This window comes from Streptomyces sp. NPDC042102, from assembly GCF_055582305.1.
The window spans coordinates 223,121-239,477 of record NZ_JBVJDL010000002.1 but is presented as its reverse complement, the minus strand read 5'-3'; the positions used below and the strand labels follow the sequence as shown (position 1 = coordinate 239,477).

Annotated in this window: 13 protein-coding genes; 8 read left to right on the top strand and 5 right to left on the bottom strand. The window is 73.2% G+C overall.

Annotation, left to right across the window (positions count from 1 at the left end):
* Positions 1–3: 3 nt before the first annotated feature.
* On the bottom strand, positions 4–1,182 hold the full coding sequence (locus ACZ6KO_RS09105) for an ADP-ribosylglycohydrolase family protein (RefSeq protein WP_469303788.1): 1,179 nt from the start codon (positions 1,180–1,182) through the stop codon (positions 4–6).
* Between the two features lie 821 nt (positions 1,183–2,003).
* Positions 2,004–2,990: an ADP-ribosylglycohydrolase family protein gene (locus ACZ6KO_RS09100; RefSeq protein WP_469302102.1), complete on the bottom strand. Its 987-nt coding sequence runs from the start codon at positions 2,988–2,990 to the stop codon at positions 2,004–2,006.
* Between the two features lie 251 nt (positions 2,991–3,241).
* On the opposite strand from ACZ6KO_RS09100, the gene ACZ6KO_RS09095 reads away from it, so the two are divergent.
* The 3 genes from ACZ6KO_RS09095 to ACZ6KO_RS09085 all read left to right on the top strand — a co-directional run bounded on the left by ACZ6KO_RS09095 (position 3,242) and on the right by ACZ6KO_RS09085 (position 10,360).
* On the top strand, positions 3,242–3,973 hold the full coding sequence (locus tag ACZ6KO_RS09095; protein ID WP_469302100.1) for a VIT1/CCC1 transporter family protein: 732 nt from the start codon (positions 3,242–3,244) through the stop codon (positions 3,971–3,973).
* Positions 3,974–4,302: 329 nt separating this feature from the next.
* Entirely contained in the window at positions 4,303–8,907 is a 4,605-nt protein-coding gene (gene gltB / locus ACZ6KO_RS09090; protein WP_469302098.1) for a glutamate synthase large subunit, read from the top strand.
* Positions 8,900–10,360 carry a glutamate synthase subunit beta gene (locus ACZ6KO_RS09085; RefSeq protein WP_469302096.1) on the top strand — a complete coding sequence of 487 codons (1,461 nt, stop codon included), beginning with the start codon at positions 8,900–8,902 and terminating at the stop codon, positions 10,358–10,360. Before gltB ends, ACZ6KO_RS09085 begins: the two co-directional genes overlap by 8 nt.
* Before the next feature lie 320 nt (positions 10,361–10,680).
* Here the strand turns inward: ACZ6KO_RS09085 and ACZ6KO_RS09080 are convergent, their stop codons facing one another.
* The 3 genes from ACZ6KO_RS09080 to ACZ6KO_RS09070 form a co-directional block, all read right to left on the bottom strand.
* Entirely contained in the window at positions 10,681–11,223 is a 543-nt protein-coding gene (locus ACZ6KO_RS09080; protein WP_469303785.1) for a GntR family transcriptional regulator, read from the bottom strand.
* Between the two features lie 102 nt (positions 11,224–11,325).
* Positions 11,326–11,826, bottom strand: coding sequence for a pyridoxamine 5'-phosphate oxidase family protein (locus tag ACZ6KO_RS09075; RefSeq protein ID WP_401447618.1), 501 nt, complete (start codon positions 11,824–11,826; stop codon positions 11,326–11,328).
* A gap of 7 nt (positions 11,827–11,833) precedes the next feature.
* The gene (locus tag ACZ6KO_RS09070; protein WP_469302093.1) at positions 11,834–12,580 is read right to left on the bottom strand and encodes a VWA domain-containing protein; all 747 of its coding nucleotides are present in this window, start codon (positions 12,578–12,580) and stop codon (positions 11,834–11,836) included.
* Positions 12,581–12,823: 243 nt separating this feature from the next.
* Here ACZ6KO_RS09070 and ACZ6KO_RS09065 point away from each other — a divergent pair, with 243 nt between their 5' ends.
* The 5 genes from ACZ6KO_RS09065 (at position 12,824) to ACZ6KO_RS09045 (ending at position 16,354) form a co-directional block, all read left to right on the top strand.
* Positions 12,824–13,507 (top strand): hypothetical protein, encoded by a 684-nt coding sequence (locus ACZ6KO_RS09065; protein ID WP_469302091.1) that lies wholly within the window; start codon positions 12,824–12,826, stop codon positions 13,505–13,507.
* A gap of 91 nt (positions 13,508–13,598) precedes the next feature.
* On the top strand, positions 13,599–14,327 hold the full coding sequence (locus tag ACZ6KO_RS09060; protein ID WP_469303783.1) for an SDR family NAD(P)-dependent oxidoreductase: 729 nt from the start codon (positions 13,599–13,601) through the stop codon (positions 14,325–14,327).
* Positions 14,328–14,506: 179 nt separating this feature from the next.
* Complete coding sequence (locus ACZ6KO_RS09055) at positions 14,507–15,181, top strand: flavin reductase family protein (protein ID WP_469302089.1); 675 nt, start codon at positions 14,507–14,509, stop codon at positions 15,179–15,181.
* Positions 15,182–15,242: 61 nt separating this feature from the next.
* Positions 15,243–15,620, top strand: a complete 378-nt coding sequence (locus tag ACZ6KO_RS09050) for a hypothetical protein (RefSeq protein ID WP_469302087.1) — start codon at positions 15,243–15,245, stop codon at positions 15,618–15,620.
* Positions 15,617–16,354: a class I SAM-dependent methyltransferase gene (locus tag ACZ6KO_RS09045; protein WP_469302084.1), complete on the top strand. Its 738-nt coding sequence runs from the start codon at positions 15,617–15,619 to the stop codon at positions 16,352–16,354. The genes ACZ6KO_RS09050 and ACZ6KO_RS09045 overlap by 4 nt, the downstream gene beginning before the upstream one ends.
* The last annotated feature ends 3 nt before the right edge of the window (positions 16,355–16,357 follow it).

Here is a 16,357-nt window from a genome sequence, read left to right as displayed (position 1 = left end):
GAATCATCCCTTGGGTGAGGTGAGTTCCGTGCGAGCGAGGAGCCCGGCGAGTTCGACGAGGTCGGTGCCGGCGAGGCGGGGCAGGGCACAGCCGGAGAGGGTCCGGCAGGCCTCGCGCCAGGCGGTGGGGAGGGAGTCGCCGCCGCCGAGCGCGCCGGTGAGCGCGCCGGCCAGGGCGGGGGCGGAGTCCGCGACGCGGGACAGACAGGCGGCGGCCGGGACCGCCTCGACGGCCTTGCCGCGGGCGGCGGTTGCGAGGGCGAGGGCGACGGGGACGGTCTCGGCGGCGGCGATGCCGTAGCTGTAGACGTGGTCGACGATCTCGTGCTCGAGGGTGGGGACGAGGCCGAACGCGCCCTCGGCGGGCGATCTGCGGGCCAGTTCGACGGCGTGGCGGGCGTTGCGGCCGATCTCGGTGGCGCCGGGCAGCTGGGCGAGGGCGGCGTCGACGGCGGTGTCGACGTCCGCGCCGCCCAGAGCGGCGGCGATGGCGGCGGCCATCGCGCGGGCGCCGTGGACGCCGTCGCCGTCCTGGGTGTAGCGGGCGTCGAACTCGGCGAGTTCGGCGGCGTGTTCGGGGTCGCCGGGGTGGACGACGGCCAGGACGGCGGCGCGGACGCAGGCGGCGTCGTCGAAGTAGTGGGGGTTGTCGTGGCCGGTGGCGGGCGGGCGCAGGCCGGTGGCGAGGTTGCCGAGGCCGGCCCGTACGGAGATCCGGGCGCGCAGGGGGAGGACGGCGGACTCGACCTCGGGCGCGCGTTCGGCGGCCGCGGCGACCTCGGAGGCGAGGGCGTTCCAGGCGAGGTCGATGGCGGCGCGCATGCGGCGCGACCGGGAGAGGTCGCTGAGCAGGACCCCGGCGGCGGTCAGGACGGACTCGGCGGCGAAGGCGGCCCATTCGGCGTCGTCGGAGGGGCCCAGGCGCAGGGGCTCGGGGGGCTGGTTGAGGGCGATGGGGACGGGGAGGGTGGTGGTGGCGTTCTGCTCGGCGAACGTGTCGAGCTCGCGGGTGAGGCGACGGGTCCACTCGGGCATCCGGCTGGCCCGGTGCCGGGCGGCGGGCCACCCGGCGGCGTCCCCGGCGGCGAGCCCGAGCAGCAGCCCCTCGATCCGCCGCGGGCCGGGCGGCGCGGCGGGGTACGCCGCGACGGCGGCCGTTCCCCTGGGACCGGCCGCCCGCACGGCACCGGCCCGCCGCAGGCCGACCGGTACGTCGACCCGCAGGCCGACCGACGCGGTGGCCGCCGACCCCAGGGCGGCCGCCTCCGGCGCGCCGGGGTACGGCGGTCCGCCCGCGAGGGGCGCGAGGGGCGCGGTGGTGGCCGTGGCCGTGGCCGGCGCGGCGCCAGCGGGGGCGCGGTCCGCCACGACGGCCCACCAGGGCCCCGCCGGGCCCTGGCCCACGGGCGCCGGGTCCGGTGGCGTGACCGGCGTACCGGTCAAGGCCGGCCGCAGGCCGGCCGACGCGCCCGGCCTGAGCCCCGGTGGCAGGGCCGGTGCGCCCGGCGGGGCCGACGCCCCCGGTGCACCTGGCGTGCCCGGTGTACCCGACGCGCTCGGCGTGCCCGGCGTACCTGGCGGGGCCGTCGCGCCCCACGTGCTCGTCGTGCCCCACGCGCCCGTCGCGCTCGGCGTGCCCGTCGTGCCCCACGCTCCCGTCGCGCTCGACGCGCCCGGTGTACCCGCCGTGCCCGAAGCGCCCGGTGTACCCGCCGTGCCCGACGCGCCCGGCCGACCCGGCTGGGCCGACGCGCCCGCCGTGCCTGGCGCGCTCGGCGTACCCGACGCGCCCGGCGTGCCCCGCGTACCCGACGGGCTCGGCGTACCCGACGCGCCCGGTGCACCCGCCGTGCCTGGCGTGCTTGGCGTGCCCGGCGTACCTGACGTGCCCGGCGTGCTCGGCGTACCCGCCGTGCCCCGCGTACCCGACGTACCCGGTGTCCCCGGCCGGGTCGGCGGGGTCGTAGGGCCCGCCACGGGCCTGGGGCCGGGGGTGGGGGCGGTCATCGGGGGGCCTCGTATTCCGGGGTGAGGAGGTCCGCGATGTCCAGGACGTGGTAGCCGCGCATCGCGGGCAGGCAGCTGCCGCGGACCGGGCCGATCGCCGAGGACCAGGCGGCGGGGATCGCGGCGGCGCCCGAGAGGGCGCCGGCCAGGGCGCCCGCCACCGCCGCCGTGGTGTCCGCGTCGCGGCCCATGTTGACCGCGGTGAGGACCGAGGCGGCGAAGTCGCCCGCCGCCGCCGCGAACGCGCCGAACGCCAGGCCCACCGCCTCCGGGGCCAGGTCCGTCCACGGGTAGCCGCCGATCACGACCGCCGAGCGGACCGCCCGTTCGCCGCGCGGGGCGGCCGTCACCGCCCGGCGCAGGGAGCGGGCGGTCCACGAGTCCGACGGGATGACCGAGAGGGCCGCGGAGATCACCGAGGCCGGGCTGCCGCCGGCCATCGCCGCCGCCACGCCCGCCGCGACCGCCTGGCCGCCGTAGATGCCCTCGCCGTCGTGGCTGACCGTGCCGTCGATCGCGACGAGGCGGGCGGCCTCGGCCGGCCGGCCCGCCGCGAAGACGCCGAAGGGGGCCGCCCGCATGGCCAGCCCGTCCGACCACGCGTGGCGGTGCTGGGCCGAGATGGGGGCGGCCAGGCCCCGGCGCAGGTTCTCCAGAGTGCCGCGTTCGGAGAAACCCGCCCCCCGGAACGGGCCCTCGTCCAGGTCGGCGATCCAGTGGTGCCAGGCCCGTTCGACGTGGGAGACGGTCAGCGCGGAGCCGTGCCGGGCCAGCAGCAGGCCGGAGAAGATCGCGTACTCGGTGTCGTCCGTGCCCGCCGGGTCCTCCGTCACGAAGCCCTCGATCCGGCCCCACCGCGCGCGGATCTCCGACGGCTTCATGTTCTCCGCGGGGGCGCCCAGCGCGTCACCCACCGCGAGGCCCAGAAGAGCGCCCCTGGCCCGTTCGAGGAGGACCTGCGGATTGCATGCAATCAGCTCCATGGCGGCGCCTCTCCTGCTGTGGGTGGACCCATCGTGAGCCCATGGGGGATTTGTGCCATGGAGTGGGGTTTGTCGCCCGGTGTGAAACACCCGGCGCGGGGCGCCGTCACCCGGTCGCCGAAGCACAAAAGCGCAGGTAAGTACGGCCTACCTTGCTGGCGGGCGGCAGAAATCGTGCGTAGTTTCGAGGTGTTCAGGGGGGAGCGGGACCCGTCGCGGGGACCGCTCGTACGTATGGGGAGGAAAGACGCATGTCCATCATCGACATCGAAGCGCCGCTGCACGAGGCCCACCGTGACAATCACACGCACCGTGATGTCAACGGCGGGTGGCTGCGTCCGGCCGTCTTCGGTGCCATGGACGGACTGGTCTCCAACCTCGCGCTGATGACCGGCGTGGCCGGCGGCGCCGTCGCCCCGCAGACCGTCGTGATCACCGGGCTGGCGGGTCTCGCGGCCGGCGCCTTCTCGATGGCGGCCGGCGAATACACCTCCGTCGCCTCGCAGCGCGAGCTCGTCCTCGCCGAACTCGACATAGAGCGGCAGCAGTTGCGCAAGCACCCCGTCGACGAGATGGAGGAGCTGGCCGAGCTGTACGTCTCGCGCGGCGTCGAGCCCCCGCTGGCCCGCGAGGTCGCCATGCAGCTCTCCCGCGACCCCGAGCAGGCGCTGGAGATCCACGCCCGCGAGGAGCTCGGCATCGACCCCGACGACCTGCCGTCCCCGATGGTCGCCGCCGTGTCCTCGTTCGGCTCCTTCGCGCTGGGCGCGCTGCTGCCCGTCCTGCCGTACCTGCTCGGCGCCACCGCCCTGTGGCCGGCCGTCGTCCTCGCGCTGGCCGGGCTGTTCCTGTGCGGCGCGGTCGTCTCGCGGGTCACCGCGCGCTCCTGGTGGTACAGCGGCGTACGGCAGCTGCTGCTGGGCGGCGCGGCCGCCGGTGTGACGTACGTCCTGGGCAGCTGGATCGGTGCGGCCATAGGCTGACCGGCACAGGGGTGAGACACTATGCGGTACCCCACATAAGTAGTCCATTACCCGGCGGTTTCGATTCCGTGTCCGCCGGGCATGAGATCCAGGCGCGCGGGCAATGAAGCCTGCCTCGCGACGGGGCCTCCTACGGTGCCCCACGGGCCTTTGTCCCGTGCTCCACCTGCGAAGGTCCCCACTTTCCGCCTCGTGCGGTGTCCGCATGCTGGAATGCGGTATCCGGTTCCCGGGATTGCCGCCATCATGTAACCTGCACGAAATTTCAAGCAGAGGGCCAACGTCGTCCCTCGGCACGCACCTTTGCCACGACGACGACGGGAGAGCCGATGCGTTCCGCATCCACGCACTCCGCGACCGGCCTCAGCAACACCGCCTGGTCGCCCTTGGACGGTCGCCCCGCCCCGCAGGGCATGTACGACCCGCGCAACGAGAAGGACGCCTGTGGCGTCGGTTTCGTGGCCAACCTCACCGGCGAGGCCAGCCACACCCTCGTCGAGCAGGCCCTGACCGTCCTGCGGAACCTCGAGCACCGCGGCGCCACCGGATCCGAGCCGGACTCGGGCGACGGCGCCGGCATCCTCTCCCAGGTCCCGGACGCCTTCCTGCGCGAGGTCGCCGGGTTCGAGCTCCCCGAGGCCGGCGCGTACGCCGTCGGCATCGCCTTCCTCCCGCCCGCCACCGACGGCACCGCACAGGCCGTCGCCGTGGAGCGGATCGAGGCCATCGCCGCCGAGGAGAACCTGACGGTCCTCGGCTGGCGCGAGGTCCCGGTCACCCCCGAGCTGCTCGGCAACGGCGCCCGCGCCACCATGCCGGCCTTCTCCCAGCTGTTCGTCTCCGCGCCCGGCGCCGCCGGCATCGAGCTGGACCGCAAGGCCTTCGTCCTGCGCAAGCGCGCCGAGCGCGAGGCGGGCGTCTACTTCCCCTCGCTCTCCGCCCGCACCATCGTCTACAAGGGCATGCTGACCACCGGCCAGCTGGAGCCCTTCTTCCCGGACCTCTCCGACCGCCGCTTCGCCTCGGCCGTCGCCCTGGTCCACTCGCGCTTCTCCACCAACACCTTCCCCAGCTGGCCGCTCGCCCACCCGTACCGCTTCGTCGCGCACAACGGCGAGATCAACACGGTCAAGGGCAACCGCAACTGGATGCGCGCCCGCGAGTCCCAGCTGGCCTCGGAGGTCTTCGGCGAGGGCTCCCTGGAGCGGATCTTCCCGATCTGCACGCCGGACGCCTCCGACTCGGCCTCCTTCGACGAGGTCCTGGAGCTCCTGCACCTCGGCGGCCGGTCGCTGCCGCACAGCGTGCTGATGATGATCCCCGAGGCGTGGGAGAACCACACCTCCATGGACCCGGCCCGCCGCGCCTTCTACCAGTACCACTCCACCCTGATGGAGCCCTGGGACGGCCCGGCCTGCGTCACCTTCACCGACGGCGTCCAGGTCGGCGCGGTCCTCGACCGCAACGGTCTGCGCCCCGGCCGCTACTGGGTCACCGACGACGGCCTCGTCGTCCTCGGCTCCGAGGTCGGTGTCCTCGACATCGACCCGGCCAAGGTCGTCCGCAAGGGCCGCCTGCAGCCCGGCAAGATGTTCCTCGTCGACACCGCCCAGCAGCGGATCATCGAGGACGACGAGATCAAGGCCGGGCTCGCGGCCGCCGCGCCGTACGCCGAATGGCTCGAGACCGGCGAGATCGAGCTCACCGACCTGCCCGAGCGCGAGCACATCGTGCACACCCACGCCTCGGTCACCCGCCGCCAGCAGACCTTCGGCTACACCGAGGAAGAGCTGCGCGTCATCCTCGCGCCGATGGCCCGTACCGGCGGCGAGCCGCTCGGCTCCATGGGCACCGACTCGCCCATCGCGGCCCTCTCCGAGCGCCCGCGGCTGCTGTTCGACTACTTCACCCAGCTGTTCGCGCAGGTCACCAACCCGCCGCTGGACGCCATCCGCGAGGAGCTCGTCACCTCGCTGCTGTCCTCGCTGGGCCCCGAGGGCAACCTGCTGGAGCCGACCTCCGCCTCCTGCCGCAGCGTCACCCTGCCCTTCCCGGTGATCGACAACGACGAGCTGGCCAAGCTCATCCACATCAACGCCGACGGCGACATGCCGGGCATGAAGGCCGCCACCCTCTCGGGCCTGTACCGGGTCTCCGGCGGCGCCCAGGCGCTCGCCGCCCGCATCGAGGAGATCCGCGCCGAGGCCGACGCGGCCATCGAGAGCGGCGCCCGCCTGATCGTCCTCTCCGACCGCCACTCGGACGCCGAGCACGCGCCGATCCCCTCGCTGCTGCTCACCTCCGCCGTACACCACCACCTCATCGCCACCAAGCAGCGCACCCAGGTGGGCCTGCTCGTCGAGGCCGGCGACGTCCGCGAGGTGCACCACGTCGCGCTGCTCATCGGCTACGGCGCGGCCGCGGTCAACCCGTACCTGGCCATGGAGTCGGTCGAGGACCTGCTGCGCGCGGGCACGTTCATCGAGGGCATCGAGCCCGAGAAGGCCATCCGCAACCTCATCTGCGCCCTCGGCAAGGGCGTCCTGAAGGTCATGTCCAAGATGGGCATCTCCACCGTGGCCTCCTACCGCGGCGCCCAGGTCTTCGAGGCCGTCGGCCTGGACGACGCGTTCGTCGCGACGTACTTCAACGGCACCGCCACCAAGATCGGCGGCGCGGGCCTGGAGGTCATCGCCAAGGAGGTGGCCGCCCGCCACGCCAAGGCCTACCCGGCCTCCGGGATCGCCCCGGCGCACCGCGCGCTGGAGATCGGCGGCGAGTACCAGTGGCGCCGCGAGGGCGAGCCGCACCTGTTCGACCCGGAGACGGTCTTCCGCCTCCAGCACGCCACCCGCAACCGCCGGTACGACATCTTCAAGAAGTACACCGACCGGGTGAACGAGCAGTCCGAGCGCCTCATGACCCTGCGCGGCCTGTTCGGCTTCTCCGCCGACCGCGCGCCGGTCCCGCTCGACGAGGTCGAGCCGGTCAGCGAGATCGTCAAGCGCTTCTCCACGGGCGCCATGTCGTACGGCTCCATCTCCAAGGAGGCGCACGAGACCCTCGCCATCGCCATGAACCAGCTGGGCGCCAAGTCCAACACCGGTGAGGGCGGCGAGGACCCCGAGCGCCTGTACGACCCGGCGCGCCGCTCGTCGATCAAGCAGGTCGCCTCCGGCCGCTTCGGCGTCACCAGCGAGTACCTGGTCAACGCGGACGACATCCAGATCAAGATGGCGCAGGGCGCCAAGCCCGGCGAGGGCGGCCAGCTGCCCGGCCACAAGGTCTACCCGTGGGTCGCCAGGACCCGGCACTCCACCCCGGGCGTCGGCCTGATCTCCCCGCCGCCGCACCACGACATCTACTCCATCGAGGACCTCGCCCAGCTCATCCACGACCTCAAGAACGCCAACCCGGCGGCCCGCATCCACGTGAAGCTGGTCTCCGAGGTCGGCGTCGGCACGGTCGCGGCCGGCGTGTCCAAGGCGCACGCGGACGTCGTCCTCATCTCCGGTCACGACGGCGGCACCGGCGCCTCCCCGCTGACCTCGCTCAAGCACGCGGGCGGCCCCTGGGAGCTCGGCCTGGCCGAGACCCAGCAGACGCTGCTGCTCAACGGCCTGCGCGACCGGATCGTCGTGCAGACCGACGGCCAGCTCAAGACCGGCCGCGACGTCGTCATCGCCGCGCTGCTCGGCGCCGAGGAGTTCGGTTTCGCGACCGCGCCGCTCGTCGTCTCCGGCTGCGTCATGATGCGCGTCTGCCACCTGGACACCTGCCCGGTCGGCATCGCCACCCAGAACCCGGTGCTGCGCGAGCGCTTCTCCGGCAAGGCCGAGTTCGTCGTCAACTTCTTCGAGTTCATCGCCGAAGAGGTTCGCGAGCTCCTCGCCGAGCTGGGCTTCCGTACCCTCCAGGAGGCCGTGGGCCACGCCGAGCTGCTCGACACCGCGCGGGCCGTCTCGCACTGGAAGGCGCAGGGCCTGGACCTCCAGCCGCTCTTCCACGTCCCCGAGCTGCCCGAGGGCGCGGTGCGCCACGCCGTCGTCGCCCAGGACCACGGTCTGGAGAAGGCGCTCGACAACGAGCTGATCGAGCTCGCCGCCGACGCGCTGGACGCGGCGAGCGCCGAGGAGGCGGTCCCGGTCCGCGCCCAGGTCGCGATCCGCAACATCAACCGGACGGTCGGCACCATGCTCGGCCACGAGGTGACCAAGCGGTTCGGCGGCGCGGGCCTGCCCACCGACACCATCGACCTGACCTTCACCGGCAGCGCCGGCCAGTCCTTCGGCGCCTTCCTGCCCAGCGGTGTCACCCTGCGGCTGGAGGGCGACGCCAACGACTACGTCGGCAAGGGCCTCTCCGGCGGCCGCGTGATCGTCCGCCCCGACCGGGGCGCCGACCACCTGGCCGAGTACTCCACCATCGCGGGCAACACCATCGGCTACGGCGCGACCGGCGGCGAGATGTTCCTGCGCGGCCGCACCGGCGAGCGCTTCTGCGTCCGCAACTCCGGCGCCCTCGTGGTCTCGGAGGGCGTGGGCGACCACGGCTGCGAGTACATGACCGGCGGCACGGCGGTCGTCCTCGGCGAGACCGGGCGCAACTTCGCGGCCGGCATGTCGGGCGGCGTCGCGTACGTCGTCGACCTCGACCGCGACAACGTCAACTCCGGCAACCTCGAGGCCGTCGAGACCCTGTCGGACGAGGACCAGCGGTGGCTGCACGACGTGGTGCGCCGCCACGAGGAGGAGACCGGCTCCACGGTCGCCGCCAAGCTCCTCGCGGAGTGGGACACCGCGGTGACCCGCTTCAGCAAGATCATCCCGACCACGTACAAGGCAGTGCTCGCCGCCAAGGACGCCGCTGAGCGGGCCGGACTCTCCGAGTCCGAGACCACCGAGAAGATGATGGAGGCGGCGACCCATGGCTGACCCGAAGGGCTTCCTCACCACCCCCCGGCAGACCGCCTGCTCCCGTCCCGTTGAGGACCGCCTCAAGGACTGGAACGAGGTCTACGTCCCCGGCTCCCTGCTGCCGATCATCAGCAAGCAGGCCGGCCGCTGCATGGACTGCGGCATCCCGTTCTGCCACAACGGCTGCCCGCTGGGGAACCTGATCCCCGAGTGGAACGACTACGCCTACCGCGAGGACTGGGGCGCGGCGTCCGAGCGCCTGCACGCCACGAACAACTTCCCGGAGTTCACCGGGCGGCTGTGCCCGGCCCCGTGCGAGTCGGCGTGCGTGCTCGGCATCAACCAGCCGGCCGTCACCATCAAGAACGTCGAAGTCTCGATCATCGACAAGGCGTGGGACAACGGGAACGTCACCCCGCAGCCGCCCGAGCGGCTGTCCGGCAAGACGGCCGCCGTCATCGGCTCCGGCCCGGCGGGCCTGGCCGCCGCCCAGCAGCTGACCCGGGCCGGCCACACCGTGGTCGTGTACGAGCGCGCGGACCGCATCGGCGGCCTGCTGCGCTACGGCATCCCCGAGTTCAAGATGGAGAAGGTGCACATCAACCGCCGCATCGAGCAGATGCGCGCGGAGGGTACGAAGTTCCGCACCGGCATCGAGATCGGCCGCGACCTGACGGCGACCGACCTGCGCAAGCGGTTCGACGCGGTGGTCGTCGCGGCGGGCGCCACGGTCTCCCGGGACCTGCCGGTCCCCGGGCGCGACCTGCGCGGGATCCACTTCGCGATGGAATACCTCCCCCTCGCGAACAAGGTCCAGGAGGGCGACTTCATGGCCCCGCCGATCACGGCCGAGGGCAAGCACGTGGTCGTCATCGGCGGCGGCGACACCGGCGCGGACTGCGTGGGCACCGCCCACCGCCAGGGCGCGGCGTCGGTCACCCAGCTGGAGATCATGCCGAGGCCGTCCGAGGACCGTACGGCGAACCAGCCCTGGCCGACGTTCCCGATGCTGTACAAGGTCACCTCGGCCCACGAGGAGGGCGGCGAGCGGGTCTACTCCGTCTCCACGACCCACTTCGAGGGCGACGAGGACGGCAACGTGCAGTCCCTCCACCTGGTCGAGGTCGAGTTCGTGGACGGCAAGCTGGTCCAGAAGGAGGGCACGGAGCGCTCCATCCCGGCCCAGCTGGTCACCCTGGCGATGGGCTTCACGGGCACCGACCAGGCCAACGGCCTGGTGGACCAGTTCGGCCTGGACCTCGACGAGCGGGGCAACGTCGCCCGCGACGCGTCGTACGCGACCAACGTCGACGGCGTCTTCGTGGCCGGTGACGCGGGCCGCGGCCAGTCGCTGATCGTGTGGGCGATCGCCGAGGGCCGCTCGGCGGCCCGCGGCGTGGACCGCTACCTGACGGGCACGAGCACCCTCCCGTACCCGGTCAAGCCGACGGACCGCTCCCTGATGGTCTGACCGCACCACCCTGGGACGCCGGGCTCGCACCGCTCGGCCGCAGGCGGCCTCCCGGGCTTCGCCCGGCTGCGCCGGCCTCCGGCCGTCGGTGCGGGGTTGCGGTCTCGTGGTACCTCCGGCCCCGCTCGGCCGGGGGCGAGCAGTACCCCCGGCCCCGCGTGGCCGGGAATCGAGCAGTACGTCTGGCCTGCGGCCGGGAGCGAGCAGTACCCCCGGCCCCGCGTGGCCGGGACCCCTCATGCGGTCCGTACAACGGTGTGCGGCACTCCGACACGGCGCCCGTCATGTCCCCGACCAGGGATGACGGGCGCCGTGGCGTGTCACGCGAGCCGGATCTCGTAGCGCAGCCGCTGGCGGGTGGCGGGCATGACCATCAGGTCCGCCTGGAGGGGCGCGTCCGCCGCGTCGTACGTGACGCGGGCGATCCGCAGCACCGGCTCGTCCGGGCCCAGCGCCAGCTGTTCGCGCTCCTCGGCGGACGGCATCCGGGCCGTGACGTCCTCGACGACCCGTACGCCGACGTGCCCGAGGGACGCCAGCAGGGTGACCGCACCGCCGCGGATCCTGGCCGTGCCCGCGAGCGGGGTGCCGGACGCGATGCGGGCCGGGTAGTACGTGTCCGTCAACTCGCACGGTTCGCCGTCGAGTTCGATGATCCGGCGGCGGACCACGACGGTCTCGCCCGCGTGGCCGGCCAGCATGGCGGCGACCTCGGCGGACGCGGACGTCTCCCCGGCGCGCACGATCCGCTGCCCGCCCCGGCGCCCCGCCGCCCCCGCCTCCTCGCTCCAGGCGTCCGGCGCCCCGGCCGCGCGCGGCGTCAGGTAGGGCATCGACGTGCTGGTCCATCCGCTGCCGCTCATGCCGCTCATGCCGTCCTCCCGTACGCCCGGCCACGCCACCGCCGCTGCCACGCTATGCGCCCGCCGCCCCGCCCGTCATGCCCCGGGCGGGGCGGCGGGCGTTCAGGACTCCCGGGGTGGTTCGTCGTCGTTGCCGCGGCGGAGGGTGCGCAGGCCGTGGGACGGGGTCCAGGTGCGGATCACCAGGTCCTCGCCGTCGATGGCCAGGTGGACCACCTCCGTCAGTTCCGTGCGGAACAGGTGGAAGGGGTGCGGGGAGTCGGTCTCCTCCGCGTAGCGGTGCAGTTCGGGCTGCTCCAGGATCTCCACCGCCCGCCCCGAGAGGCGTACGTCCCCGTACGGCATCGTCTCGCCCTCGCCCGGGTTCGCGTGCAGCGCGAAGCGCGGGTCGCGTTGCAGGTCCCTGGCCTTCCAGGAACCCGGCATCATCCCCAGCCACAGCTCCCCGCCGCGGATGTCGACGTTCAGGCCGCTCAGGCGGGGGGAGCCGTCCTTGCGCAGGGTGGCCAGCACGTGGTGCTTGAACTGCCCGAAGCGGTCCTGGACGCTCCTGGCGAACTCCGGCTCGGCGGCCTCGAACGCCGCCCAATTGTTGGTCGTCATGCCGTCATCAAAGCGCGTCGGCCGCCCGGGGTCGAACGATTCCCAGGCGGCGCGCCGAGGCCAGCCACGCCGGGAACTCGCCGACCAGCCGGTCGTACAGCTGCGCGTCCGGCACCCGCCGCGGGTCCGCGCCGGCGTGGAAGTAGCCGGCGTTGTCCACCGGGCGCCGGTCCGGCACGGGCAGTTCGTCGAGGCGGCGCAGGAAGTCGAACTGCGTGCTGCGCGTGTGGCCGAACCCGACGAACTGCCAGAACAGCGGCAGCCGCGCCGACTTGCACAGCCACCGCTCGGCGGCCGGCCTGCTGACGGGCCCGCCGTCGGTCTGGAACACGACCAGGGCCGGCTCGGTGGCCCCCGAGTCCAGGTGATGGTCGATCACCGCGTCCATCGCCGCGTGGTACGAGGTCCTGCCCATGTGGCCGAGGCCCGCCACGATCTTCGCGATCCGGCCCGCGTGCCCGTCCAGCGGTATCTCGGTCATCGCGTCGACGTCCGTGGAGAAGAACACCACCGGCACCCGCCCGTTGTCGTCGAGGTGCGCGGACAGCCCCAGCACCTGGTCGGCGAAAGCCTGCACGCTGCCGTCGTCGTAGTACGGCCGCATGGAACCGGAATAGTCCAGCACCAGGTACACCGCGGCCCGCAGGCCGTCCAGGCCGTGCTTGCGCAAGGACACCCCGGCGCTCTTGTACAGGTTCACGAGCGCCGGAGCGGTCGCTTCGATCGTGCGGAGGCTCATCGCGCTGGCCGTCATGGGCGAGAGGTTACGGCCTGCGGCGGGCCGCCGGGACCGGTTCGGCGTGCCCCGGCCCGCCCACGGCGCTAGCCTGAAACAGGACATCCATGGCGCGGCGCCGTCCCTGATGCGCCGGGCCGCCGGTCCTGCACCCGCCGCGGCGCCCGCGGGCCAAGGTGTGCCCGACCCGCGTGCTCCACCGCCACCGGGATCCTTTCGTCCGTATCCACGTCAGTGCTTTCCCGGCAAGGAGGGAAACGCATGAACCGGCACGTTCGCTACGCACTCCTCACCCCCCTCGTGGTCACCTCGGTGGCCCTGCCCCCGGCCCTGGCCCAGGCCGCCCCGGTGGAACGGGCCCCCGGCGCACCCGCCGCGGCCCCGCTGGCTCCGACGTGCAAGCTGGAGAACGGGTCGACCGCCGCCGAGTACGACATCATCCTCACCGGGTTCAGGGCGGGGCAGAACGTACAGATCAGGGGTGCGGAGAGGATCAACACCAAGGTCGACCAGGCGGGCTCCTTCACCGAGCAGGACGTCAAGAAGGGCTCGTACAGCGTGCGGTTCGGCGGCCAGAACAACCGGAACCAGATGTCGATCAACTGCGCCAAGCCGCCCCGGGTGACACCCGTCCACATCTCGGAGGCCGAGATCACGAGCGCGTCGACCACCCCCGCGGAAGTCGACTGCTCCGTGGCGCAGAACGTCACGTTCAAGGCCACGCTCACCGGAACGGGCACCGGGGACGTCAAGCTCCTGTGGGGGTCCGACAACAAGTCGACGAACCCCGTGCTGAAGTTCACCGCTCCCGCTACCGAGAGCGCGGCGTTCATCGCGAAGTCCGCCCCGCGCGCGGCGGCCACCGACCCGGCCCCCAAGGTGAACGTCTTCGTTTCCGCAGGCGGTGCCTCGGACCGCATGGTATTCACGCTCAAGTGCAAGTGACGCCGGCTCCTGCCCTGTTCCCGCCCCGCCTTCCCCGGCATACTGACGGATCATCAGACAGGGGTGGGCGGCGGGAGGCCGGGCGGTGGCGGTGGGATCTCTGGCGGGGAAGGTCGTGCTCATCACGGGTGCGGGCCGCGGGCAGGGCGCCGCGGAGGCGCGGCTGTGCGCCGAGGCCGGCGCGCGGGTGGTCGTGACCGACGTACGTGAGGAGGAGGGGCGGGCCGTCGCCGACGGACTGGGGGACCAGGGCCTGTTCGTACGGCACGACGTGACCTCGGAGACGAGCTGGACGGCGGCCGTGGAGGCCGCCGTCGGCGCGTTCGGGACGCTCTCGGCGCTCGTCAACAACGCCGCGATCTGGCGCACGGCCCACGTCGAGGAGCAGTCCCCGGAGGGCTTCGAGGAACTGCTGCGGGTCAACCTGCTCGGGCCGTTCCTCGGGATCCGGGCGGCGGCCCCGGCGCTGCGCGCCGCGGGCGGCGGTTCCGTCGTCAACATCTCCTCCACGGCCGGGCTGGTGGGCATCGCCGGCCACGCGGCGTACGGCTCGGCCAAGGCCGGGCTGCGCGGGCTGACCCGGTCCGCCGCGATGGACCTGGCGCCCGACCGGATCCGCGTCAACTCCGTGCACCCGGGGGCGATCGACACCCCGATGGTGGCGGACGCGGTGACCGGCCGGGACTGGTCGCACCTGCCGCTGGGCCGGATGGGCCGCCCCGAGGAGGTCGGGGCGCTGGTGCTGTTCCTGTGCTCGGACGCCTCCTCGTACGTCACCGGCGCCGAGTTCGCCGTCGACGGCGGGATGACCGCCGCCTAGGAAGGTGTCCCGGTCATCGACGCCGGGTCGGTTCAGCCGTCGGACGACCGCTCTCCTCGTCCGCAAACGCGGTGTCGCATTACCGCCAGCGTCGGTGGTCCCGCTCACGAGAGAGTCGGCGAAGGCTCGTGTTCCTGGTCGCGGGCCTGTCCGTCCGGCACTCCGCGAAAGGCACAGCCATGCACCTCGTCCCCGGGCTCAAGGTCCTGTACTTCGGAACTCCGGTGGTGCTGATCAGCTCACTCAACGAGGACGGTACGGCGAATCTCGCGCCGATGTCCTCGGCGTGGTGGCTGGACCAGTCCTGCATGCTCGGTCTCGGCAACAACGCCCAGACCACCGCGAACCTGCTGCGGGAGGGCGAGTGCGTGCTCAACCTGCCCTCGTCGGCGATGGTCGATGCCGTCGACCGGATCGCGCTCACCACAGGGAAGCCGGCCATGCCGGACCACAAGGTCCGGCAGGGCTACCGGTACGAGCCGGACAAGTTCTCGGCCGCACGGCTGACCGAGCAGGCATCGGACCTGGTCCGGGCGCCCAGGGTCGCGGAGTGTCCGGTCCAGCTGGAGTGCAGGGTCGTCTCGGCCCATCCCTTCGGCGGTCCCGCGTCGCACGCCACCGCCTTCGAGGTGGAGGTCCTTCGCGCCCATGTCGAGGAGGACCTGGTCATCCCCGGAACCCCGTACGTGGACCCGCTCGGCTGGGACCCGCTGATCATGAAGTTCTGCGAGTTCTTCGGCGGTGGACACAACGTTCACCCGTCGAGACTCGCCGAGGGCTGGAACATGCCGCACCAGCTCGAGTCGACGGAACTCGTCCAGCCGCACGGGGGGCGGCTTCCCGCCGCCCCTTGACCGGCCCGGGGCCCGGGAAAGCGCTCGCACCGGGTTCCTGCCGCCGCATAGGGTCGTGGTCATGACCACGACCACGGCCACGACCACCCTCTGGCGGCCCACCGGTCCGGTCGAGCTGGACCTGGTCCGTGCGCTCGACTGGCGGGGCTGGCCGCCGCGCCTGCCCGAGCAGCCGATCTTCTACCCCGTGCTCAACGAGGACTACGCGATCCGTATCGCCCGCGACTGGAACGTCCGGCACGACGGCGCCGGCTTCGTGACCCGCTTCGAGGTCGACACCGCGTTCCTGGCCCGGTACCCCGTCCGGCAGGCGGGCGGGGAGACGATCCTGGAGCTGTGGGTGCCGGCGGAGGAGCTCGACGAGTTCAACGCGCACATCGTGGGCCGCATCGAGGTCGTGCACACCTTCCGCCCCGCCGTCCAGGAGTCCGCCGGATGACCGCGTCCCCCGCCCGTGCCCGGTCCTTCGACGCCGCCGCCGCGCTCTACGGCGCCCACCGCCCCTCCTACCCCGGCGCGCTGTTCGACGCCCTGGAGGAGCTCACCGGCCGGCCGCTCGCCGGGGCCCGGGTCGCCGACGTCGGGGCCGGCACCGGGATCGCCACCGCGCTGCTGCACGCCCGCGGCGCGCGCGTGCTGGCGGTCGAGCCCGGCGACGGCATGGCCGCCGAGCTGCGCCGTACCCTCCCGGCCGTGCCGCTCGTGCGCGGGGACGGCGACCGGCTGCCGCTGGCCTCCGGCGCCTTCGACCTGCTCACGTACGCCCAGGCCTGGCACTGGACCGACCCGCAGCGCTCGCTCCCGGAGGCCCGGCGGGTGCTGCGGCCCGGCGGGGCCCTGGCCCTGTGGTGGAACGACACGGACACCGAGGTGCCCTGGATCGCCGAACAGGAGGAACGGCTGCGGGAGTTCTTCCGGGTCACCGTCGCCGCCACCTCCCGCGCGCTGCCCGAGGGGCCGGCCTTCACCACCCGGCGCATGGCCTGGACCCGGCGTCTCCCCCTCGACGCGCACCTGGCCAACCTCGCCAGCCACTCCGCCTTCCTCGTGCTCGGCGAGGCCGCCACCCGGCCCTTCCTCGACGCGGAACGGGCCCGGCTGCGGACGCGGTTCCCCGGCGGGACGGTCGAGGAGGCCTACGTCGTCACCCTCAGCGTCGCCGTCCTGCCCTGAGCG

What these genes read in the sequence shown, in the direction of transcription:
- ACZ6KO_RS09100 (WP_469302102.1), bottom strand. Translation starts at nt 2,990, where the DNA reads ATGGAGCTGATTGCATGCAATCCGCAGGTCCTCCTCGAACGGGCCAGG.
- ACZ6KO_RS09095 (WP_469302100.1), top strand. Translation starts at nt 3,242, where the DNA reads ATGTCCATCATCGACATCGAAGCGCCGCTGCACGAGGCCCACCGTGAC.
- gltB (WP_469302098.1), top strand. Translation starts at nt 4,303, where the DNA reads ATGCGTTCCGCATCCACGCACTCCGCGACCGGCCTCAGCAACACCGCC.
- ACZ6KO_RS09085 (WP_469302096.1), top strand. Translation starts at nt 8,900, where the DNA reads ATGGCTGACCCGAAGGGCTTCCTCACCACCCCCCGGCAGACCGCCTGC.
- ACZ6KO_RS09080 (WP_469303785.1), bottom strand. Translation starts at nt 11,223, where the DNA reads ATGAGCGGCAGCGGATGGACCAGCACGTCGATGCCCTACCTGACGCCG.
- ACZ6KO_RS09075 (WP_401447618.1), bottom strand. Translation starts at nt 11,826, where the DNA reads ATGACGACCAACAATTGGGCGGCGTTCGAGGCCGCCGAGCCGGAGTTC.
- ACZ6KO_RS09070 (WP_469302093.1), bottom strand. Translation starts at nt 12,580, where the DNA reads ATGACGGCCAGCGCGATGAGCCTCCGCACGATCGAAGCGACCGCTCCG.
- ACZ6KO_RS09065 (WP_469302091.1), top strand. Translation starts at nt 12,824, where the DNA reads ATGAACCGGCACGTTCGCTACGCACTCCTCACCCCCCTCGTGGTCACC.
- ACZ6KO_RS09055 (WP_469302089.1), top strand. Translation starts at nt 14,507, where the DNA reads ATGCACCTCGTCCCCGGGCTCAAGGTCCTGTACTTCGGAACTCCGGTG.
- ACZ6KO_RS09050 (WP_469302087.1), top strand. Translation starts at nt 15,243, where the DNA reads ATGACCACGACCACGGCCACGACCACCCTCTGGCGGCCCACCGGTCCG.
- ACZ6KO_RS09045 (WP_469302084.1), top strand. Translation starts at nt 15,617, where the DNA reads ATGACCGCGTCCCCCGCCCGTGCCCGGTCCTTCGACGCCGCCGCCGCG.